This is a genomic window from Acidovorax sp. (assembly GCF_034519795.1).
Lineage (GTDB): Bacteria > Pseudomonadota > Gammaproteobacteria > Burkholderiales > Burkholderiaceae_C > Acidovorax.
This window is the reverse complement of sequence record NZ_JAXHOB010000032.1, coordinates 176313-198514: the sequence shown is the minus strand read 5'-3', so window position 1 is coordinate 198514 and position 22202 is coordinate 176313. Positions and strand designations below refer to the sequence as shown.

The following is a 22202-nucleotide window of genomic DNA, read 5'->3' as shown; positions in this document are numbered from 1 at the left end:
TTAGGGCTTGTACCGATAACGCGGGGTGGCGATTCCAGCAACACTGGTTACAAGGGCAGGGGCTCTGCGGCTGTCCGTTTCCGTATCCGTGACGGCGCTTGGTGGTTTGACGGCGGTTTCCTGGGGCAAAGGCCCCCAAAGCGGGGGCTGGCGATGCCCTCGCAGAGCACGAGAATCTGTTGCAAGGATCGACCATGAAATTCGACAACCTGCGCGTGGCCCACAAGATGTGGAGCGTGATCCTGGGCCTGCTGGCACTGATGCTGGTGACCGCCATCTGGACCCAGTGGTACGGGCGGCAGGTGACGGCCGAAACCGAAAGGGCTGTCGAGAAATACGAGGGCGCCATCACCACGGCAGTGAGCTGGCGCGGGCTGGCCGAGGTGGCCGTCACCATGTCCATGGCCAGCTTCGTGACCACGGACGCAGCGCTCAAGGCCGACTTCGACACCCGCGTGGCGGCCCTCACGGCGCGCATCACGCCCGTGCAGGAAAAGATCGGCAAGACCTCGGTGTCGGCCGACGACAAGGCGGCCCTGGCCCAGGTTGCCGCCACGCGCGCCGACATCCGCGGGCAGACCGACAAGCTCAAGGAGCTGACCGAGGCAGGCGACGCAGCCGCCAAGCAGGACTACCTGGCCAAGGTCTACCGCCCGAAAGCGGTGGCTTACCTGGAGTCCATCGACAAGTTCGTGGCCGTGCAGGAGCGCCAGCGCGACGCGGCGGTGCAGGCGGCCCGTGATTCGCGCGCCAGCCTGGTGGTGATCGGAGCCGCTGCAGCCCTTGCGGTGGTGGTGCTGGGCATGCTGCTGGCGGCCCTGCTGGTGCGCTCCATCACGCGCCCGCTCGACCGCGCCGTGTCGCTGGCCGAGGCCATCTCCGCCGGCGACCTCACGCAGAACATCCATGACGACCGCAAGGACGAACTCGGCCTGCTGACGCGGGCCCTGTCCGGCATGTCCACCCGCCTGCGTTCCGTGGTGAGCGAGGTGCGCATCGGCGTGGACTCGGTGTCGTCAGCTTCGGTGGAGATCGCCAACGGCAACCACGACCTGTCTGCGCGCACCGAGCAGACGGCCTCCAACCTCGAAGAAACGGCCGCCAGCATGGAGCAGCTGACGGCCACGGTGTCGCAGTCGGCCGACACGGCGCGCCAGGCGAATCAGCTGGCCGGCACCGCCGCCCAGGCCGCCGCACGCGGCGGCGAAGTGGTGGGCCAGGTGGTCAGCAGCATGCAGCAGATCACCGACAGCTCGCGCAAGATCGCCGACATCATCGGCACCATCGACGGCATCGCCTTCCAGACCAACATCCTGGCCCTGAATGCGGCGGTGGAAGCGGCGCGTGCCGGTGAGCAGGGCCGGGGCTTCGCCGTGGTGGCCAGTGAAGTGCGCAGCCTGGCGGGCCGCAGTGCCGAGGCGGCCAAGGAGATCAAGGCCCTGATCAGCGCCAGCGTGGAGAACGTCGAATCGGGCTCGGCCCAGGTGGCGCAGGCCGGGCAGAGCATGGAAGAGATCGTCTCGAGCGTGCGCCGGGTGAGCGACCTGATCGGAGAGATCACGGCCTCGTCCACCGAGCAGCGCGACGGCATCGCCCAGGTCAACCAGGCGGTGACGCACCTCGACCAGATGACGCAGCAGAACGCGGCGCTGGTGGAGGAGTCCACGGCGGCAGCGGCGTCCATGCGCGACCAGGCGCAAAAGCTGGCCGAGGTGGTATCGATGTTCAACGTGGGGGCCATGCCGGCGCGGACACCGGCGGCCGCACCGCCGCGGCCTGCACCGGCTGCCAGCCGGCCGGTGGCTGCGCCCGCCCACAAGGCTGTTGCTGGCAAATCTCCTGCACCCGCCGCCGCAAGGCTCACGGCGTCGGCCAAACCGGCAGCGACCCCCAAGCCTGCTGCGGCTGCCGGCCCGGCCCCCGCGCCGGCCCCGCGTGCCACGGCCAAGGGCGGGGACGACGATTGGGAAAGCTTTTGACCCAGCGCGGCCCGCTGGCAGCCCCCGGATGCGGGTTTTTCCCGGTACAACGAAGCAGTCTGCTGTCTTGCGGCTGGCGTAGGCTATGGCCCGTCTGGATGTGATCGAATGTGTCTGCGGCCATGGGCCAGCGGCGCAGGGTGCATCCCGGGCAGATCCACAAGGGAAAGAGATCCATGCAATTCGACAATATCCGCGTCTCCCGCAAGCTCTGGGGTGCATTTCTGGGGCTGATGATCGCGATGCTGCTGCTCTCCGGCTTCGCCCAGAACCGTGGCAACAACTCCATGTCGGCAGCGATGGACGACATCATCGAGATCGAGGGGCGCATCTCCTCCGCCGTGCGCTGGCGCGGCGCCACCGAGACGGCCGTCAACATGGTCATGGGCGGCGCAGTGACCACCGATGCCGTGCTGTCCGAACAGTACGGTGCCAAGGTCAAGGAGATCATCGGCGCCATCAACAAGGTGCAGGAGAAGATCGTTGCCTCCGCCACGGCCCCCGAGGAGAAGGCGGCGCTGGACAAGGTGCTGGAGGCGCGCAAGGCCGTGCTGGCGGCCACCGCCAAGACCTGGGACCTCAAGGGCGCGGGCGACGCGGTGGCCACCCAGCAGTTTGCGGACAACGAGTTCGCGCCCCTGGTCACCAAGTACCTCAAGGCCCAGGACGACTTCGTGGCGACGCTGGAAAAGCGCCGCGATGCCATCCGTGACGACGCCACCAAGCGCCGCATCGACTACGCCATCACGGGCATCATCCTGTCGATGCTGCTGTTGGCCGTGGGCATCTTCCTGGCCTGGCGGCTGGTCCGTTCCATCAGCGACCCGCTCAACCAGGCGGTGACCACCATCGATGCCATTGCCGCGGGCGACCTCACGCGCGAGCTGCATTCGACCCGCAAGGACGAGTTCGGCCACATGCTGCGCTCGCTCTCGGCGATGTCTGCGCGCCTGCGCGGCGTGGTCAGTGAAGTGCGCTCAGGCGTGGACTCGGTGTCCTCGGCCTCGGTGGAGATCGCCAACGGCAACCACGACCTGTCTGCGCGCACCGAGCAGACGGCCTCCAACCTCGAAGAAACGGCCGCCAGCATGGAGCAGCTGACGGCCACGGTGTCGCAGTCGGCCGACACGGCGCGCCAGGCGAATCAGCTGGCCGGCACCGCCGCCCAGGCCGCCGCACGCGGCGGCGAAGTGGTGGGCCAGGTGGTCAGCAGCATGCAGCAGATCACCGACAGCTCGCGCAAGATCGCCGACATCATCGGCACCATCGACGGCATCGCCTTCCAGACCAACATCCTGGCCCTGAATGCGGCGGTGGAAGCGGCGCGTGCCGGTGAGCAGGGCCGGGGCTTCGCCGTGGTGGCCAGTGAAGTGCGCAGCCTGGCGGGCCGCAGTGCCGAGGCGGCCAAGGAGATCAAGGCCCTGATCAGCGCCAGCGTGGAGAACGTCGAATCGGGCTCGGCCCAGGTGGCGCAGGCCGGGCAGAGCATGGAAGAGATCGTCTCGAGCGTGCGCCGGGTGAGCGACCTGATCGGAGAGATCACGGCCTCGTCCACCGAGCAGCGCGACGGCATCGCCCAGGTCAACCAGGCGGTGACGCACCTCGACCAGATGACGCAGCAGAACGCGGCGCTGGTGGAGGAGTCCACGGCGGCAGCGGCGTCCATGCGCGACCAGGCGCAAAAGCTGGCCGAGGTGGTATCGATGTTCAACGTGGGGGCCATGCCGGCGCGGACACCGGCGGCCGCACCGCCGCGGCCTGCACCGGCTGCCAGCCGGCCGGTGGCTGCGCCCGCCCACAAGGCTGTTGCTGGCAAATCTCCTGCACCCGCCGCCGCAAGGCTCACGGCGTCGGCCAAACCGGCAGCGACCCCCAAGCCTGCTGCGGCTGCCGGCCCGGCCCCCGCGCCGGCCCCACGTGCCACGGCCAAGGGTGGTGACGATGATTGGGAAAGCTTCTGACCGCAGGTGTTGCAACGGGGCAGCGCTCCCGCAGACAATCCACCAAGGCAGCACAGGCTGCCTTTTTCATTCCTGAGACCACCAATCCTCGACAGAAAGCCTTCCCATGCCCCTGATCAACATCCGCCTGGCCAACCGCGACATCCCGACCACGTCCGCCCAGAAGGCCGCGCTGATTGCCGGCGTCACGCGCCTCATGCAGGAGGTGCTCGACAAGAAGCCCGAGACCGTGACCGTCATCATCGATGAGGTCGATCCTGACAACTGGGGCGTGGGTGGCGAGCAGGTCACGGTGGTGCGCCAGCGCGGCAAGGGGCCCGTGCAGGCGTGAGCAGCGCTTGGCGCTAGATTTCTGCGCCTTCCACGAGGAACTGCACCTTGCGCTCGCCGCGCCACTCGTTGACATCCAGGCGAAACGCCAGCAGCACGCGCGCCGGTAGCTGTTCGGTGTGGCCGAACCAGATCGCGTCGACGGGGTTGCCCTGGTGCATGAGCTTGATGGACAGGTGGTTCTTGGCCTCGCCCACCAGCCGCTGGCTCAGCACCTGCACCTCTTCGCTGAAGGTTGGCGGCGCAAAGCCCTGGCCCCAGACCTCGCGGTGCAGGGTGTCCACCAGGTCGGCACGGCAGTACTCGGGGGCCAGCGGTCCATCGGTCTCGATGCGGCGCGTGAGCGTCGAGGCGTCGAGCCATTCCTGCGCCACCTGGGCCAGGGCCTGCTCGAAGGTCTGGAAAGCCTCTGCGGCCACGGTGCAGCCGGCCGCCATCGCATGGCCGCCGAACTTGAGCAGCACGCCCGGGTGGCGCTTGGCCACCAGGTCCAGCGCATCGCGCAGGTGAAAGCCGGGGATGGAGCGGCCCGAGCCCTTGAGCTCGTGTTCCTTGCCCGGTGCGCTGCTGGCCGCGAAGACGAAGGTCGGGCGGTGCAGCTTGTCCTTGATGCGCGAAGCGACGATGCCCACCACGCCTTCGTGGAATTCGGGGTCGAAGACGCTGATGGCCGGCGGCGGGTCTTCGCTCTCGTCGAACAGGTTCTCGGCCATCAGCATGGCCTGCTCGCGCATGCCGCCCTCGATCTCGCGGCGCTCGCGGTTGATGGTGTCCAACTGCCCGGCCAGGTGGCTCGCGCGGCCCGCGTCGTCGGTGAGCAGGCATTCGATGCCCAGCGTCATGTCGGCCAGGCGGCCGGCGGCATTGATGCGCGGGCCCAGTGCAAAGCCGAAGTCGAAGGTGGTGGCCACGGGCGCCTTGCGGCCCGCCGCCGCGAACAGCGCAGCCACGCCCGCCGGCATCGCGCCCGCGCGGATGCGCCGCAGGCCCTGGGCCACCAGGCGGCGGTTGTTGGCGTCCAGGCGCACCACGTCGGCCACGGTGCCCAGGGCCACCAGCGTGAGCAGCGGGTCGAGCTTGGGCTGGCTGGCCAGGTCGAACACGCCGCGCGCACGCAACTCGGAGCGCAGGGCCATCAGCACATAGAACATCACGCCCACGCCGGCCAGGGACTTGCTCTCGAAGGTGCAGCCGGGCTGGTTGGGGTTGACCATGGCATCGGCCGCCGGCAGCTCGGGGCCGGGCAGGTGGTGGTCAGTCACGAGGACCTGCAGGCCCAGGGCCTTGGCCTCGGCCACGCCCTCGACGCTGGCGATGCCGTTGTCCACGGTGATCAGCACGTCGGCGCTGCGCTCCTTCACGCGGCGGGCGATCGGCGGGGTCAGGCCATAGCCATCGGTCACGCGGTCAGGCACCAGGTAGTCCACATGCTTTGCGCCCAGCAGGCGCAGGCCGCGCACGGCCACGGCGCAGGCGGTGGCGCCATCGCAGTCGTAGTCGGCCACCACGCACAGGCGCAGGTCGCGGGCCATGGCATCGGCCAGCAGCGTGGCCGCCTGCTGGATGCCCATGAGCCCGGCGGGCGGCAGCAGGCGGTTCAGGTCTTCGTTCAGCTCGTCCTTGTCGCGCACGCCGCGTGCGGCGTACAGGCGCGCGAGCAGCGGGTGCACGCCGGCCTGTTCCAGGGCCCAGGCGGCACGCGGGGGGATGTCTCTGGCCGTGATTTTCATAGCTGGGGTGCCACCTGGGCAAAACGGGTGGGCTGGAAGCGGGCCTTGATGCGCTGCACCAAGCCGCGTGGGGCGCTGTGGAAGGCCAGGGCAGCACGGTCACCGCACAGCGTGAGGCGCACGGCGCTGCCTTGCTCGGCCTGGCGCAGCAGTTCGGCCACCGGGCCCGCATCCAGCGCGCGCCAGGCGGCGCCCCAGGCGCGCCAGTCTTCGTGCAGGGCGGCGTCGCGCAGGGCCAGGGGCATCTGCGGCGCGGGCGCGGGTGTGCTGGCGGGCAGGGTGCCTGCACCATGCACCCAGAAGGAGTTGACCGTGGGCAGGCCGCGCTCGGCCCGCGCGTCGTTGAAGGCATGGGTGTAGAGCAGCATCTGCATCTCGCTGTGCAGGCGGTGCAGGGTGCGGGCGCGGGCGGCGTCGGGCATCCAGGCGCGCACGTCGCGCAGCAGCACGCGGTCGAGCGAGGCGGTGGCCAGGTCGGCGAACAGGGGGCCTTCGGCCAGCCAGCGCGTGGGCTGGTCGTAGTGCAGGTGGATACCGTCCTCGGTGAACCAGGGCGAGACGATGGCCAGCAGCGCGCGCGAGGACTCGTCATCGAGGCCCAGGGCCTCGGGGTCGCGAAGGGTGACGTGGTCGGTGGTCACCTGCCACTGGCAGGGGGTGACGAAGGCCCAGGCCTGGCCGCTCACTGCCTGGCCCCGCTGCTGGCGGTACCAGGCGGCCCAGGGTGGGCGCCCGTCCTCGGCAGTCAGGCCCAGGGCCTGGGCCAGGGCGCGCTCATGGGGGGTGGAAAAACTGGTCTCCTCGGCCGTGCTGGAGTGCGCCGGGTCGGCCGCAAGCCGCGCCAGCAGGCGATCCAGGTGCGGCAGGTCGAGCGTTGACAGCGTTTGCTGGCACCCCTCGGAGGCGCTGGCAGCGTAGGGGATGAGCAAATGGGGGATGTCCGACATCCCCCTATTGTCCGGGATGCCACAATCGCTTCCGCCGGGCTCGGCTATCCCATCAGGGTCCAGGCACTTTTTTCCCATCCATGCAACTTCCCTACGAACTGGCCCTGGGCCTGCGCTACACCCGCTCGGGCCGGGCCACGCGGCGCAATGGCTTCATTTCCTTCATCTCCGGTGCATCCATGCTGGGCATTGCCCTGGGGGTGGCGGCGCTGATCGTGGTGCTCAGCGTCATGAACGGCTTCCAGAAGGAGGTGCGCGAGCGCATGCTGGGCGTGGTCGCCCACATCGAGGTCTTCGCGCCCCAGGGCGCCGCCATGCAGGATGCGGCCCGCACCATCGCCGAAGTGCGCCAGAACCCGGCCGTCATCGGCGCTGCCCCCTATGTGGCCGCCCAGGCCCTGATCGCCCATGGCGACGACATGAAAGGGGCGCTTGTGCGCGGCATCGATCCGGCGCTGGAGGGCTCGGTGACCTCGCTGGCGGCATCGAATGCCGAGGTGCTGGCCACCCTGGTGCCCGGGCAGTTCCGCGTGGTACTGGGCAGCGAGCTGGCCAAATCGCTGGGCGTGAAGGCGGGCGATGCCGCGACCCTGGTGGTGCCCGCCGGCCAGGGCGGCAGTGGCAGCCAGGGCGGCCCGCGCTACCAGCCGCTTACCGTGGCCGGTACGGTGGACTCGGGCCACTTCCAGTACGACTCCACCCTGGTGTGGATGCACCAAGACGACGCCATGGCCACCTTCGGCCTGCGCGGACCCACGGGCGTCGGCCTCAAGCTGCAGGACCTGGAGCAGGCCAATGCCGTCGCCTACCAGTTGGCGCGCAGCGTGAGCGGCGACCTGCTGCTGCGCGACTGGACCCAGCAGAACCGCACCTGGTTCGAGGCCGTGCGCCTGCAAAAACGCATGATGTTCATCATCCTCGCGCTGATCGTCGCCGTGGCGGCCTTCAACCTGGTCTCCACGCTGGTGATGACGGTCAACGACAAGCGCGCCGACATCGCCATCCTGCGCACGCTGGGCGCCAGCCCGAAAAGCATCATGGGCGTGTTCGTGGTGCAGGGCGCGATGGTCGGCGTGATCGGCACCCTGGCCGGCCTGGCGCTGGGCCTGTCCATCGCCTACAACATCGACATCCTCGTGCCGGCCATCGAGAAGGCGCTGGGCGCCACCTTCCTGCCCAAGGACATCTACCTGATCGACCGCATGCCCAGCGAGCCGCAGAGCACCGACATCGTGCCCATCGCCCTCATCTCGCTGGCGCTGGCCTTCGTGGCCACCCTGTACCCGAGCTGGCGCGCCAGCCGCGTGAACCCCGCAGAAGCCCTGCGGTACGAGTGAAGAAGAAGAAAGCGCGCACAGCATCTATGCAAATCCCCTACGAACTGGCCCTGGGCTGGCGCTACACCCGCGCGGGCCGTGCCACGCGGCGCGATGGCTTCATCTCGTTCATCTCGGGCGTGTCCATGCTGGGCATCGCCCTCGGTGTGGCGGCGCTGATCATCGTGCTGTCGGTGATGAACGGCTTTCAGCGCGAAGTGCGCGACCGCATGCTCAGCGTGGTCTCGCACATCGAGATCCTGGCGCCCCAGGGCGCGCCGCTGCCGGACGTCGCCACCACCCTGGCCGAGGTCAGGCGCAACCCGAACGTGACCGGGGCCGCGCCCTTCGTCGCCGCCCAGGCGCTGCTCTCGCGCGGCCAGGACATGCGCGGCGCACTGGTGCGCGGCATCGACCCGGCGCTCGAAAGCTCGGTGACGGATCTGGCCGCCGGCAACGAAAAGACGCTCAAGCTGCTGGTACCCGGCGAGTTCCGCGTGGTGCTGGGTGGTGAGCTGGCACGCTCCCTGGGCGTGCGCGCCGGGGATGTGGTGACGCTGATCGCGCCCGCCGGCCAGGTCACGCCGGCCGGCGTGGTGCCGCGCCTCAAGCAGATGACGGTGGCCGGCACCTTCGACTCGGGCCACTACGAGTACGACGCGGCGCTGGTGCTGCTGCACCACGAGGATGCGCAGCGCATCTTCCGCCTCGAATCCCCCACCGGCATCCGCCTGAAGCTCAAGGATGTGCACCAGGCACGCGCCGTGGCCGCCGAACTGGCCGGCACCGTGAGCGGCGGGCTGGTGGTGCGCGACTGGACGCAGCAGAACCGCACCTGGTTCGCCGCCGTGCAGCTCGAAAAGCGCATGATGTTCATCATCCTGACCCTCATCGTGGCGGTGGCGGCGTTCAACCTCGTCTCCACCCTGGTGATGACGGTGACCGACAAGCGCGCCGACATCGCCATCCTGCGCACGCTGGGTGCCAGCCCCCGCAGCATCATGGGCGTGTTCGTCGTGCAGGGGGCCATGGTGGGCGTCATCGGCACCCTCGCCGGCCTGGCGCTGGGCCTGGCCATCGCCTTCAACATCGACGTCATCGTGCCGGCCATCGAGCATGCGCTCAATGCGAGCTTCCTGCCCAAGGACATCTACCTCATCAGCAAGATGCCCAGCGAGCCGCAAAGCTCGGACATCGTGCCCATCGCCGTCATTTCCCTGGTGCTGGCCTTCGTGGCCACCCTGTACCCCAGCTGGCGCGCCAGCCGTGTGAACCCCGCCGAGGCGCTTCGCTATGAATAAGAACAACGCTCCATCCGCCAACTCCCTGCCCGCCGCACCGCCCGCCCGGGGCGAGGTGGTGCTGCAGGCCCAGGGCCTGACCAAGCGCTTCACCGAAGGCCGGCTGGACGTGACCGTGCTGCACGGCGTGGACCTGCAGGTGCATGCCGGCGAGACCCTGGCCATCGTCGGTGCCTCGGGTTCGGGCAAGAGCACCCTGCTGCACCTGTTGGGCGGCCTGGACGCGCCCACGGCCGGCTCCGTGCGCCTCAAGGGCACCCCGCTGTCGTCGCTGTCGCCCGAACAGCAGGGCCGGCTGCGCAACCAGCACCTGGGCTTCATCTACCAGTTCCACCACCTGCTGCCCGAGTTCACCGCGCTGGACAACGTGGCCATGCCGCTGCGCATCCGCCGCATGCCCCTCGCGCAGTGCCATGAGGAGGCCGCGCGCGTGCTCACCTCGGTGGGTCTCAAGGAGCGCCTGCACCACCGCCCCGCCGAGCTGTCGGGTGGCGAGCGCCAGCGCGTGGCCATTGCCCGCGCCCTGGTCACGCGCCCGGCCTGCGTGCTGGCCGACGAGCCCACGGGCAACCTGGACCGCACCACCGCCGACGGCGTCTTCGCGCTCATGCTGCAGCTGGCGCGCGAGCAGGGCACGGCCTTCGTGATGGTCACGCACGACGAGTCGCTGGCCGCGCGCTGCGACCGCGTGGTGCACCTGGTGCTGGGCAAACTGGGTTAGGTCCTGCCGCCGGATCCTTCCGCGCGGGGCATTGGACGGGTTTTGGAGAGCCTGCGCGCGTGTTCGCAAGCCGTAAGATGACAGAAGTTCGCTTCAGGAGAGCTTCGCGATGACGGTCCCAGCACCCATCCCCTGCGACGAGTTGCGCCGGCTTGAAGCCCTGCGTGCGCTCATGGTGCTGGACACTCCTGCCGAGCCCTTGCTCGACTCCATTGCCCGCATGGCCGCCGAGGTGTGTGATGTACCGATCGCGCTCATCAGCCTCGTCGATGCCGATCGCCAGTGGTTCAAGGCCGCGGTGGGCCTGCCGGGGGTGAATGAAACGCCGCGCGACATCGCCTTCTGTGCGCATGCCATCCTCACGGACGGTGTGATGGAAGTGCCCGATGCCACGCAGGATGCGCGGTTTGCGCTCAACCCCCTGGTCACGGACGCGCCGGACATCCGGTTTTACGCAGGGGCTCCGCTCATGGCAGGCGCTGATGGTGACCGCGTGGGCACGCTGTGCGTGCTCGACCGCAAGGCGCGCCAGCTCACGGCGCAGCAGCTTGCCACGCTGCGGTCGCTGTCGCAGATGGTTTCGCAGGCACTGGACCTGCGCCGGGACCTGCTCGAGCGGGCCTTCTCGGTGCGTCTGGAGTATGAAGAAGCCTTGTCCGAAAGTGAGTTGCGCTACCGGACCATGGTGGAGGCGCAGACGGAGATGGTGTCGCTCGCGTGGCCACATGGCGAAGTGTTCTACGTCAACCAGGCGTATGCCCGGCATGTCGGAATGCGGCCCCAGGATCTGCTGGGGACCGACCTTCTCTCCTATGTCGACGCAGCCGACCGGGAGGTGGTGCGTGGGCACATAGCCGAGGTGGTGCACCGGGAGGGCGCCCAACACGGTGAAAACCGCATGGCGAGCGCAGACGGCTCCGAGCGCTGGGTGGCCTGGACCCACCGCTTTCTGCGCGACAGCGAGCAACGGCCTTATGTGCAGTCCGTAGGGCGCGACATCACGGCACAGCGAGCAGCCGAACGCGCACTCCAGGCCAGCCAGCAATTGCTGGAACGCACCGGCCGCGCGGCACGCGTGGGAGGCTGGGAATTCGATGTGCGCAGTGGCCGCGTCTCCTGGTCGGCCGAGACCCGGCGCATCCACGAGGTGGCGCCCGACTACAACCCGGCCGTCGAGCATGTGCTGGATTTCTACCCACCCGAGGCGCGCAAGACCATGGCCACCGTGGTGCGCAGTGCACTGCAGGCGGGCCAGCCGTGGGATCTGGAGATGCCGCTGGTCACCGCTGGCGGGCACCAGATCTGGGTGCGCTCGGTAGGCGAGGCGGAATCCGAAGGCGGCGCGGTGGTGCGTCTGTTCGGTGCTTTCCAGGACGTGACGGAGCGCCGGCGCATGGCCCAGCAGTTGGCGGACAGCGAGCGCTTCGTGCGACAGGTCACCGACGGCCTGCCCATCCGCATCGGCTACGTGGACAGGGAACAGCGCTATCGCTTCGCCAATCAGGCGGCATGCCTGCGCTTTGGCCGCAGCCGTGAGGACATCATCGGCCGCACCAGCGAAGAACTGCTGGGCGAGCCCGTGCCGCCCGAGGTGGCGCAGCGGGTGCAGCAGGTGCTGTCGGGCACGGAGCAGCGCTATGAAGTCGATGAAGTACTCAATGGCCTGGTGCACCGCATCGAAAGCCATCTCGTGCCCGATGTCTCCGACGGCGGAGAGGTGCGGGGCTTTTTTTCCACGGGCATCGACATCACCCAGCGTGCTGCCGCTGAGCGCGGCCTGCGGGTGCTGACGGCCATACTGGAGCACACGCCCGACTTCGTGGTCCAGACCAACCTCAGGGGGCAGGTCACCTACATGAACCCCGCTGCGCGCAGGGTACAGGGCTTTGCGCCGGACAAAGACGTGAGTGCCCACCTGTTCACCGAGTTCAACACGCCCGAGACCCAGGCCCTGTATGCCGAGGCGATTCTTCCAGCGGTCAAGGCGCACAGCGTGTGGGTGGGTGAGACCACGGTGTACGTGGCCCACCGGCGCGTGGTGCCGGTGAGCCACATGGTGATCGCCCACCGCGACGTGGAGGGTCGCATCCAGCATTTTTCGGCCATCATGCGCGATATCTCGGACGCGGCCCAGGCGCGACTGGCGCTCCTGAAGCAGACGGCCACCCTGCGCTCCATCACCGAGGCGCTGCCCTCCCTGGTGGCCGTGGTGGGGACAGATGGGCGCTACCAGTTCGTCAACAGCGCCTTCGAGCGCTGGCACCGCGTGCCACGCGAGCAGATCGTGGGCCGCACCATGGAGGACTTTCTCGGGGCTGCCGAGTATGCGCGCAGCAAGCCCATGATCGAGAAAGTCCTGTCTGGGGAGACGATCACCTTCGACAAGGATTATCCCCAGCGCGCTCCGGCCAGCCACGTCACCATCCACTTCCTTCCCCTGTGGTCGGGGCCGGGACAGGTCGATGGCTTCGTGTCCATGGCCCAGGACGTCACCAGCTACCGGCAGGAGACCGGCCGCTTGCTGGCGATGGCGCAGCACGACCCGCTCACGGGCCTGCTCAACCGGGCTGGTCTGCAGGCCTACGTGGGGCAGATGGACCTGGCTGTGGAAGGGCCCTTGCTGGCCCTGCTCTACATCGATCTGGACCATTTCAAGCCCGTCAACGACCAGCATGGCCATCCCGTGGGGGACCAGTTGCTGCAGGCCTTCGGGCAGCGCCTGCTGTCCCTGGTGCGCCCCACCGACGCGGTGGCCCGGCTGGGCGGTGACGAGTTCGCCGTCGTGCTGGCCGGCGTGCGCGAGCCGGCCCATGCCGAAGCCGTGGCCCGCAAGATACTGGAAGCTGCGCACACGCCGTTCGAGGTCGGCAATCTGCGCCTTTGCGTCGGTGCCAGCGCAGGGCTGGCCCTGGGCACGGATGCGGACAAAGGCTGGCCTGATCTCATGGCCCGCGCGGACGACAAGCTCTACCTGGCCAAACGCGCTGGCCGGGGGCAATTCAAGGGCGGTTGACGCGGCGCGGTACGGACTGTACCGCCAGCCCAACCTACATCACCCGCCCGTACCACCACACCGACAGGCTGGCGGCGAGCAGCGCCAGCACGGCACCGGCCAGCGCCAGCAGCGCCGAGATCTCGGTTTCCTTCTTCTCCACCGTGAGGCGCGAGCTCAGGGTCTCGTAGACCTTCTTGAGGTCCGCTGCGGTGGCCGCGTGGAAGTACTCGGCCGCGGTGCGGGTGGCCACGGCCTTCAGGGTCTCTTCATCGAGCCGCACGCGCATCGACCAGCCCTCGAAACCGATGGTCTCGCCCTGCAGCGTGCCCACGCCCACGGTGTAGACGCGCACGCCCCGGTCGGCGGCCCACTTGGCGGCTTCGAGCGGGTCCACGCCGGTGGTGCGCTGGCCATCGGTCAGCATGATGATGGCGGCCGAGTTGTAGGAGCCCGGGGCCACGGGCGTGAAGGGCTTGGCAGGGTCCTGCTTGTTGAGGTCTTCCAGGGGGCGTGGCTTCATCGCCTGGCGCCCGCCCAGGGCCGAGATGTCGATGCCGGCATCGGGGAAGATGGTGGCCAGCGAGAGCATGATGCCGTTGCCCGTGGCCGTGCCGCGCTGCAGCTGGAAGCTGTCGATGGCCTTGACCAGGTCGTCGCGGCTCTGCGTGGGCAGCTGCGCCAGCTGGGCACTGCCGGCAAAGGCCACGATGCCCACGCGCACGTGGCGCGGCAGCTCGGCGATGAAGGCCTTGGCCGCGTCCTGTGCGGCGGTGATGCGGTCGGGCTGCACGTCGGTGGCGCGCATGCTGCCCGAGACGTCCATGGCCAGCATGATGGTCTGGTCCTGCGAGGGCAGGGTGATCACCGCCAGCGGCCGGGCGGCGGCCAGCAGCAGGGCCACCAGCGCCAGCAGGAAGAGGAAGGGCGGGATGTGCCGGCGCAGGTGCTGCGCCGGGCCCATGGCCTCGCGCACCAGCGACAGGCTGGAGTAGCTCAGCGCGGTTTTCTTGCGCCGGTGCAGCAGCCACCAGTACAGCAGGACCAGCAGCGGCACGCTCAGCAGCAGCCAGAGCAGGGAGGGCCAGAGAAAGACCATGGTGGCGTGTCCTGTGGTTGTCAGGCGGCGGCCCGTGGGGCCGTCCATTGGAACGAGGGGTGGCCGGCCGGCCGCACGCGGCGCTGGCGCAGGTCCATGAAGCGCAGCAGCGCGTCCACCAGGTCGTCGTCGGTGCGCAGCTCCAGCGTATCGGCCCCGGCCTTGGCCAGGCCTTCGCGCAGCACGGCCTCGCGCTGCGCCGCCAGGCGTGCGAAGCGGTGGCGAAAACCGCTGTCGTGCGTGTCCACCTGCAGTTGCTCGCCGCTTTCGGCGTCGCGCAGCGTGACCAGGCCCACGTCGGGCAGCTCCAGCTCCAGCGGGTCGAGCAGGCGCACGCTCACCACATCATGGCGGCGGGCCAGCTGGGCCAGCGGTTTCTCCCAGCCCGGGGCGCTGATGAAGTCGGACACCACGAACACGGTGGAGCGCCGGCGCAAGGTACCGAGGGCGCCCTGCAGCAGCAGGTGCAATTCGGTACCACCGGATTGGAGCTGGGGTGCGGGCTTGAGCAACTGGTGCACCAGGTGCAGCACATGGGCGCGGCCACTGCGCGGGGGCAGTACGCTGTCCACGGCGCGCGTGTCGGCACCGCCGGCGCCATAGAGCATGGCGCCCACGCGGTTGCCGTGGCGCGTGAGCAGGCGCGAGAGCACGGCCACGAAGCCGGTCAGGATGTCGCGCTTGGCATTGCCCTGGGGGCCGAAGTTGACCGAGGGGCTCAGGTCCAGCAGGAACCAGGCGGACATCTCGCGGTCTTCGGTGAACACGCGCACATGGGGGGTGTTCAGGCGCGCCGTCACGTTCCAGTCGATGTGGCGCACATCGTCGTGGGGCTGGTATTCGCGCAGGTCTGCCAGATCGAGGCCCGCGCCGCGCATCAGCGTGCGGTAGTCGCCCTGAAGCAGCCCGTCGAGCCGGCGGATGACGCTCCACTCCAGCTGCCGCAGCAGGCGGTCGGCCTGGCCGGGCAGGGTGGGCAGCGCGCGTGCGGCGGTGGCTGCAGTGTCAGGCGGCTTTTTGCTCATGGTGCAGGGGTTTGGCAGGGGCGGGCACCTTGGCCATGATGCGCGCGATCAGCGCATCGGCGTCGAGGCCCTCGGACAGCGCTTCGTAGGACAGCGACAGCCGGTGGCGCAGCACGTCGGCCGCCAGGTCCGTCATGTCCTCGGGCAGCACGTAGCTGCGCCCGCGCAGCATGGCCAGGGCCTGGGCACCTTCGGCCAGGCAGATGGTGGCGCGCGGGCTGGCGCCGCAGGCAATGAAGGGGGCCAGGTCCTTGAGGTCGTGGCGGGCCGGCGCGCGCGTGGCGGCCACCAGTTTCACGGCGTACTGCAGCATCGACGGGTCCACATACACGCTGCGGCATTCGGCCTGCAGCGCCGCCAGCTGGGCCGTGGTGGCCACGGGCAGCACCTGCACGGGCTTGTCCAGCGCGCGCTGGGCGATCACGAACTCTTCCTCCTCGGTGGGGTAGTCGATCAGCACCTTCATCATGAAGCGGTCCACCTGGGCTTCGGGCAGGGCGTAGGTGCCTTCGGTCTCGATCGGGTTCTGCGTGGCCATCACCAGGAAGGGCGAGGGCACCTTGTGCGTTTCGCCGGCAATCGTCACCTGGCGCTCCTGCATCACTTCGAGCAGCGCGCTCTGCACCTTGGCGGGGGCGCGGTTGATTTCGTCGGCCAGCAGCAGGTGGGTGAACACGGGGCCCAGCGAGGTGCTGAACTCACCCGTCCTCTGGTTGTACATGCGCGTGCCCACCAGGTCGGCGGGCACCAGGTCGGGCGTGAACTGGATGCGCTTGAAGCTGCCCTGGATGGTGCTGGCCAGGGTCTTCACGGTGAGCGTCTTGGCCAGGCCCGGAACGCCTTCGACCAGCAGGTGGCCCTGGGCCAGCATGGCCACCATCACCCGCTCCAGGAAGCGGTCCTGACCCACCACGACGCGCTTGACTTCGTAGAGCACCTGCTCCATCAGCGTGGCGGTGGCGGCATTCGAGGCAAAGGGCTGCGGGGTCGGTTCCATGGGACTCCTTGCGAAGAGGGGGTGCGTATTGAAAGGGGGTCAGAAAGGTGACATGCCCACGGCCGAAGCCGCGTTCTCGATGGGCACGGCAAAACCGATGCCGATGAAGGTGCGCGCCGGTGTCGGGTTGAGGATGGCGGTGACGATGCCGATCACCTCGCCATCCATGGTGACCAGCGGGCCGCCCGAGTTGCCGGGGTTGGCCGCCGCGTCGAACTGGATCAGGTTGCCCAGCTCGCGCTTGCCCTCGGGCGAGGTGAACTGGCGCCCCAGGCCCGAGATCACGCCCGCCGAGGCCGATGGGCCGATGCCGAAGGGAAATCCCACCACGGCGACCTGGTCGCCAGGGCGCAGGTCGTTGGTGGAGCGCAGGGAGGCTGCCTCCAGGTCGTCGGGCACCTTGTGGGCCTGGAGCACGGCCAGGTCGTTCTCGGGCTGCACGCCGGTGATGGTGGCCGTGGTCTGCAGCCCGTCGTGGAAGGTCAGCTGGATGCGGTCGGACCCCTGCACCACATGCAGGTTGGTGAGGATGACGCCCTTGTCGACGATCACCACGCCCGTGCCCACGCCGCGCTCGACCTCGTCCTTGCCGTTCTTGCTGCGCCCGAAGCCCACCACGCGCACCACCGAGGGGGCGATGGTCTCCACGGCGCGTGCCGCCGCCGAGGGCAGGGTGGTGGTTTCCAGCGTGCGCAGTACCGCCTGGTCGATGTCTTCCTGGGTGAGCTTGCGGGGGGCGGTGCCCTGGTTCAGCCACACGCTGGTGGCGAGCAGGGCGGCCAGCACCAGCAAGGCGCCCCACAGTGCGTAGAGGTTGCGGCGCGACAGGGTGACCGCCTGGGGCCGGCCGGCGGGCTGGCTGGTGGCTGGCGCCGCCTCGGCTACCGGTTGCGCGGGCGCAGCGTCGCTCGGGGCCGCGGCCCCGGCAGGGCGGCGGGCGGGGCGGGAGCTGCTGTAGACAGTGGGTCTGGGCATCCTGTCACCTTCCGGTACACCATGGCGCGGTGCATGGTTTCACAGTAGCACGGATCGCGCCCGTGTGCATAGCCTGGGGCTTCATCCATCGTGCATCATGTGTGAATGAGCTTCTGGATCGATACCCATTGCCACCTGGATGCGCCCGAATTGGCGCCCGACGTGGATGCCGTGCGGGAGCATGCCCGCCAGGCCGGCGTAGGGCATTGCGTACTGCCTGCGGTGGAGCGTGCCAACTGGAACGATGTGCGCAGGCTCGCGCACCAGCATGGGGACAGCTATGCCCTGGGGATCCACCCCCTGTACACCGGAAATGCTGCGGATGGCGATCTGGAACTGCTGGCCCAGGCGCTGGAGCAGCACCGGGAGGACCCGCGCCTGGTCGCCGTGGGCGAGATCGGGCTTGACTATTTCGTGCCGGGGCTGGATCCGGCCCGGCAAGAGCACTTCTACCGCGAGCAGCTCCGGCTGGCGCGGCGTTTCGGCCTGCCCGTGATCCTGCACGTGCGCCGCTCGGCCGACCGGCTGCTCAAGGGCCTGCGCGAGGTCCAGGGCCTGTCGGGCATAGCCCACGCCTTCAACGGCAGCGCGCAGCAGGCCCAGGCCTTCGTGGACCTGGGTTTCAAGCTCGGCTTTGGCGGGGCCGTCACCTACGACCGCGCCCTGCAGCTGCGCCGCCTGGCCACCCAACTGCCGCTCGCATGCCTGGTGATGGAGACCGATTCCCCCGACATCCCGCCGCACTGGCTCTACGCCACCGCCGCCGAGCGCGAGGCCGGCCGGCCCCAGGGGCGCAACACCCCGGGCGAGTTGCCACGCATCGGCGAGGTGGTGGCCGAACTGCGCGGCATGACTGTGCAGGCGCTGGCCGAGGTCTCCACGGCGAACGCGCTGGCGGCCCTGCCGCGCCTGGCACCCCTGCTGCGGGCCGGGCAGGCGCCGTCACCGTCTTTTACCGATTCCTGACAGTCGCTCTCGGGTTTGAGCTATATATTTGATAGTAACCGGGCGACCCTGCCCCGAACCCCTCGCCGCATGCCCCAGACCGCCCCCGCCACGCCACTGGACGACACCGCCTCCCGCCTGGTGGGACTGCCCGCCGTGGTGTCCGCCAGTACCATCGTGCTGGTGCTGGGCAGCTTCCCCGGTGCGGCCTCGCTGCGCGCACAGCAGTACTACGGCCACCCGCAGAACCACTTCTGGCGCATCCTGCAGGCCCTCTGGCCGCAGCACCCCCTGCCTGGGCCCGCCAGCTACGCCCTGCGCTGCGAGTGGCTGCTGGCGCGCGGCCTGGGCCTGTGGGACGTGTATGCCAGCTGCGAGCGCGAGGGCAGCCTGGACGCCGACATCCGCCATGCCGTGGTGAACGACTTCGCCTCGCTGCGCGCCGTGGCACCGCGCCTGGCCGCCATCGCCCACAATGGGGGGGAGAGCTTCAAGCACGCCGCGCGCACCGCAGCCCTGGGCGTGCCGGTGTACAAACTGCCGTCCACCAGCCCGGCCAATGCCTCCTGGAGCTTCGAGCGCAAACTGAGCGCGTGGGCCGAACTCATGGCCCGCCACCAATTGACCTGAATGACCCGCAAGAAAACCAGCCCCATCGAACTGCCCGAAGTCAGCGTCTCCGACGATGGCGAAGTGCGCCACCTGCACCTGGGAACGCCCTGGATCCAGGGCTCCATGCGCGTGGCCGAACCCTTTGCGCTGGAGCTCGAGTACGTGCAGCGCATGATGGCCTGGCTGCTCTTCGTCGAGCCCGCCTCGGTGGGCAAGCGCCACGCCATGCAACTGGGCCTGGGTGCCGGGGCCATCACCAAGTTCTGCCACAAGAAGCTGCGCCTGTGCGCCACGGCCATCGAGCTCAACCCCCAGGTGGTGGCCGTGTGCCGCCAGTGGTTCAAGCTGCCGCCCGACGGCCCCAAGCTGCGCGTGGTGCTGGCCGATGCGGCCCGGGAGATCCAGAACCCCATGTGGCTCGGCACGGTCGATGCGCTGGCGGTGGACCTGTACGACCACGATGCCGCAGCCCCCGTGCTCGACAGCCCCGACTTCTACGCCGATTGCCATGCCCTGCTGTCCGAGGACGGCAGCATGACCGTGAACCTGTTTGGCCGCTCGTCGAGCTACGAGAAGAGCTTGAAGAGCATGGCCAGCGCATTCGGCGACGATGCGCTGTGGGCCTTCAAGCCCACGCGCGAAGGCAATACCGTGGTGCTGGCCCAGCGCACGCCCACGCGCCCCAAGCGCACCGAACTGGCCGCCCGGGCCGAGGCCATCCAGGAGCGCTGGGGCCTGCCCACCACCAAGTGGATGCGCGTTTTCAAGCCGGTTGCCTGAACATGCTGCACCCGACTCCTTCGTCCTGCCCCGTCCATCCCCTCTGAGAGGTCTGCAGACATGAGCACCGCCGTCATCCCCCCCGTCCCCGCCGCCAAGGCGGCCATCAAGCCGGTCCACCACATCGGGCCCGTGGATTGGCGCCGCATGGTCGAGTGGCTGAGCGCCGACGGCGTGATCTCCCATGAGGAGGCGCAGCGCACCATCGCCCGCTGCTCGCAGGCCGAGAGCTCGCAGCCGGCCCTGGTCCGGCTGGCTGCGGTGGCCATGACCCGCGCCTCCGATGGCAAGCCGCTGGACATCGAGCTGCTCACCGAGTACCTGGCGCAGCGCTCCGGCCTGCCCTACATGCGCATCGACCCGCTCAGGGTCGACGTGGGCCGGGTCGCCGACACCATGAGCGCCACCTATGCCGAGCGCCACAAGGTGCTGCCCGTGCAGGTGACGGCCAAGGAGGTGGTGGTGGCAACGGCCGAACCCTTCGTCGACGACTGGGTGGCCGAGGTCGAGCGCCAGGCGCGCCGCACGGTGCGCCGCGTGGTGGCCAACCCGCAGGACATCCACCGCTTCACGGCCGAGTTCTTCGCGCTCGCCAAATCGGTGCGCGCGGCGCAGAAGGCGGGCGGCGCATCGGGCGGCAGCAGCTTCGAGCAACTGGTGGAGCTGGGGCGCAGCAACAAGCAGCTCGACGCCAACGACCAGGGCGTGGTGAAGGTGGTGGACTGGCTCTGGCAATACGCCTTCGACCAGCGTGCCAGCGACATCCACCTGGAGCCGCGGCGCGAGCAGGGGGTGATCCGCTTTCGCATCGACGGCGTGCTGCACCCGGTCTACCAGATGCCCATGGGCGTGCACAACGCGATGATCTCGCGCATCAAGCTGCTCGGGCGCATCGACGTGGTGGAAAAGCGCCGCCCGCAGGACGGCCGCATCAAGACCCGCAACCAGCGCGGCGACGAGGTGGAAATGCGCCTGTCCACGCTGCCCACGGCCTTCGGCGAGAAGATGGTGATGCGGATCTTCGACCCCGACAACACCGTCAAGGACCTGGACGCGCTGGGCTTCGCGCAGCACGACGCGGCGCGCTGGGAGGCGCTGGTCAAGCGCCCGCACGGCATCATCCTCGTGACCGGGCCCACGGGCTCGGGCAAGACCACCACGCTGTACTCCACGCTCAAGCGCGTGGCCACGGAAGAGGTCAATGTGAGCACGGTGGAGGACCCGATCGAAATGATCGAGCCGAGCTTCAACCAGACCCAGGTGCAGCCGCAGCTCGATTTCAATTTTGCCGAAGGCCTGCGTGCGCTGATGCGCCAGGACCCGGACATCATCATGGTCGGCGAAATCCGCGACCTGGAGACCGCCGAGATGGCCATCCAGGCCGCGCTCACGGGCCACCTGGTGTTCTCCACGCTGCACACCAACGATGCGCCCTCGGCCATCACCCGCATGATGGAGCTCGGGGTGCCGTCCTACCTCATCAACGCCACACTGCTCGGCGTGCTGGCGCAGCGCCTGGTGCGCACCTTCTGCAAGCAGTGCAAGCAGCGCGACGAGTCGGCCGATCGCGAGGCGCTTGGCGCCTTCATCAAGCCGTGGAAGCTCAGCGGCGCCTACCAGCCCTACAAGGCCGTGGGCTGCGTGGACTGCCGCATGACCGGTTTCCAGGGCCGCATGGGGCTGTACGAACTGCTCACCGTGAGCGAGGCGCTCAAGGACAAGATCACCACGGCACCGTCGATGGAGGCGCTGCGACGCCAGGCCATCGCCGACGGCATGCGGCCCCTGCGCCTGGCCGGTGCGCTGCGCGTGGCAGAGGGCATCACCACCATCGAGGAAGTGATGTCCGCAACCCCTCCCATGGAGTGATCCGCAGGCGGCGAACCTAGGGAAAACGCGCAGTCCCGAGTGTTACCGGGTGTAGGTGGAATCCACATCCGGCAAGCCTCCTGTTGCCAGCACAATCGCACGGTTGTGAAATCCGCATAGGAGACAAATCGTGCAAATCAAAAGTCAGAAAGACTTTTTTTCCGGCCTCATGTTCATGGGTGTCGGGGTCGCGTTTGCGTGGGGTGCCACCACGTACAACGTCGGCAACGGGGCCCGCATGGGCCCTGGCTATTTCCCCCTGCTGCTTGGTATCTTGCTGGCCATCATCGGCGCAGTGATGACCTTCAAGGCCACCACCGTCGAAACCGTGGACGGTGACAAGATCGGCAAGTGGGCCTGGAAGCCGCTGTTCTTCATCCTGGCGGCCAACTTCTCCTTCGGTATCCTGCTGGGCGGCCTGCCCAGCCTGGGTGTTCCGGCGATGGGCCTGATCGTCGGCATCTATGCGCTGACCTTCATCTCCAGTCTGGCCGGCAACGAGTTCAAGGCGCGCGATGTGTTCATTCTCGCGACCGTGCTGGCCGTTGGCAGCTACGTGGCATTCGTCTGGGCGCTGAAGCTTCAGTTCCCGGTGTGGCCCAGTTTTATTTCCGGCTAAGCCA

Annotated in this window: 18 protein-coding genes; 12 read left to right on the top strand and 6 right to left on the bottom strand. The window is 68.8% G+C overall.

The genetic code is table 11. The features are described from left to right. Nucleotides 1-194: 194 nt before the first annotated feature. From U5N23_RS32460 to U5N23_RS32450, 3 genes are all read left to right on the top strand, one after another. Nucleotides 195-1979 carry a methyl-accepting chemotaxis protein gene (locus tag U5N23_RS32460; RefSeq protein ID WP_322596782.1) on the top strand — a complete coding sequence of 595 codons (1785 nt, stop codon included), beginning with the start codon at nt 195-197 and terminating at the stop codon, nt 1977-1979. Nucleotides 1980-2155: 176 nt separating this feature from the next. Beyond that, nucleotides 2156-3940, top strand: a complete 1785-nt coding sequence (locus U5N23_RS32455) for a methyl-accepting chemotaxis protein (RefSeq protein ID WP_322596781.1) — start codon at nt 2156-2158, stop codon at nt 3938-3940. Nucleotides 3941-4046: 106 nt separating this feature from the next. Further along, entirely contained in the window at nt 4047-4271 is a 225-nt protein-coding gene (locus U5N23_RS32450; RefSeq protein ID WP_322596780.1) for a 4-oxalocrotonate tautomerase family protein, read from the top strand. A gap of 13 nt (nt 4272-4284) precedes the next feature. Here U5N23_RS32450 and recJ read toward each other — a convergent pair whose 3' ends face one another. Both recJ and U5N23_RS32440 read right to left on the bottom strand, forming a co-directional pair. Beyond that, on the bottom strand, nt 4285-6000 hold the full coding sequence (gene recJ / locus U5N23_RS32445) for a single-stranded-DNA-specific exonuclease RecJ (protein ID WP_322596779.1): 1716 nt from the start codon (nt 5998-6000) through the stop codon (nt 4285-4287). Then, a complete protein-coding gene (locus U5N23_RS32440) occupies nt 5997-6947 on the bottom strand; it encodes a phosphoglycerate mutase (RefSeq protein WP_322596778.1) in 951 nt (316 codons plus the stop codon). The genes recJ and U5N23_RS32440 overlap by 4 nt, the downstream gene beginning before the upstream one ends. Nucleotides 6948-7027: 80 nt before the next feature. Between U5N23_RS32440 and U5N23_RS32435 the strand changes: the two genes are divergently transcribed. The 4 genes from U5N23_RS32435 (at nt 7028) to U5N23_RS32420 (ending at nt 13298) form a co-directional block, all read left to right on the top strand. Next, the gene (locus U5N23_RS32435) at nt 7028-8284 is read left to right on the top strand and encodes a lipoprotein-releasing ABC transporter permease subunit (RefSeq protein WP_322596777.1); all 1257 of its coding nucleotides are present in this window, start codon (nt 7028-7030) and stop codon (nt 8282-8284) included. A gap of 26 nt (nt 8285-8310) precedes the next feature. Further along, on the top strand, nt 8311-9564 hold the full coding sequence (locus U5N23_RS32430) for a lipoprotein-releasing ABC transporter permease subunit (protein ID WP_322596776.1): 1254 nt from the start codon (nt 8311-8313) through the stop codon (nt 9562-9564). Then, nucleotides 9557-10285 carry a lipoprotein-releasing ABC transporter ATP-binding protein LolD gene (gene lolD, locus U5N23_RS32425; RefSeq protein ID WP_322596775.1) on the top strand — a complete coding sequence of 243 codons (729 nt, stop codon included), beginning with the start codon at nt 9557-9559 and terminating at the stop codon, nt 10283-10285. Before U5N23_RS32430 ends, lolD begins: the two co-directional genes overlap by 8 nt. A gap of 109 nt (nt 10286-10394) precedes the next feature. Continuing rightward, entirely contained in the window at nt 10395-13298 is a 2904-nt protein-coding gene (locus U5N23_RS32420; RefSeq protein ID WP_322596774.1) for a PAS domain S-box protein, read from the top strand. A 34-nt stretch (nt 13299-13332) separates the two neighbouring features. On the opposite strand, the gene U5N23_RS32415 is transcribed toward U5N23_RS32420, so the two are convergent. The 4 genes from U5N23_RS32415 to U5N23_RS32400 are packed head-to-tail and all read right to left on the bottom strand — an operon-like array spanning nt 13333 to nt 17373. Further along, the gene (locus U5N23_RS32415) at nt 13333-14376 is read right to left on the bottom strand and encodes a VWA domain-containing protein (protein WP_322596773.1); all 1044 of its coding nucleotides are present in this window, start codon (nt 14374-14376) and stop codon (nt 13333-13335) included. Nucleotides 14377-14396: 20 nt separating this feature from the next. Further along, nucleotides 14397-15401 carry a DUF58 domain-containing protein gene (locus U5N23_RS32410; RefSeq protein WP_322596772.1) on the bottom strand — a complete coding sequence of 335 codons (1005 nt, stop codon included), beginning with the start codon at nt 15399-15401 and terminating at the stop codon, nt 14397-14399. Continuing rightward, nucleotides 15382-16398, bottom strand: coding sequence for a MoxR family ATPase (locus U5N23_RS32405; protein WP_322596771.1), 1017 nt, complete (start codon nt 16396-16398; stop codon nt 15382-15384). The genes U5N23_RS32410 and U5N23_RS32405 overlap by 20 nt, the downstream gene beginning before the upstream one ends. A 39-nt stretch (nt 16399-16437) precedes the next feature. Then, nucleotides 16438-17373: a S1C family serine protease gene (locus U5N23_RS32400; protein ID WP_322596770.1), complete on the bottom strand. Its 936-nt coding sequence runs from the start codon at nt 17371-17373 to the stop codon at nt 16438-16440. Between the two features lie 105 nt (nt 17374-17478). Between U5N23_RS32400 and U5N23_RS32395 the strand changes: the two genes are divergently transcribed. The 5 genes from U5N23_RS32395 (at nt 17479) to U5N23_RS32375 (ending at nt 22198) form a co-directional block, all read left to right on the top strand. Continuing rightward, nucleotides 17479-18339, top strand: a complete 861-nt coding sequence (locus U5N23_RS32395; protein WP_322596769.1) for a TatD family hydrolase — start codon at nt 17479-17481, stop codon at nt 18337-18339. A 69-nt stretch (nt 18340-18408) separates the two neighbouring features. Further along, nucleotides 18409-18948, top strand: coding sequence for a DNA-deoxyinosine glycosylase (locus U5N23_RS32390; RefSeq protein ID WP_322596768.1), 540 nt, complete (start codon nt 18409-18411; stop codon nt 18946-18948). Continuing rightward, on the top strand, nt 18949-19710 hold the full coding sequence (locus U5N23_RS32385) for a spermidine synthase (protein ID WP_322596767.1): 762 nt from the start codon (nt 18949-18951) through the stop codon (nt 19708-19710). A 60-nt stretch (nt 19711-19770) separates the two neighbouring features. After that, nucleotides 19771-21579: a GspE/PulE family protein gene (locus U5N23_RS32380; RefSeq protein ID WP_322596766.1), complete on the top strand. Its 1809-nt coding sequence runs from the start codon at nt 19771-19773 to the stop codon at nt 21577-21579. Between the two features lie 130 nt (nt 21580-21709). Beyond that, entirely contained in the window at nt 21710-22198 is a 489-nt protein-coding gene (locus U5N23_RS32375; protein WP_322596765.1) for a tripartite tricarboxylate transporter TctB family protein, read from the top strand. Nucleotides 22199-22202: the final 4 nt, after the last annotated feature.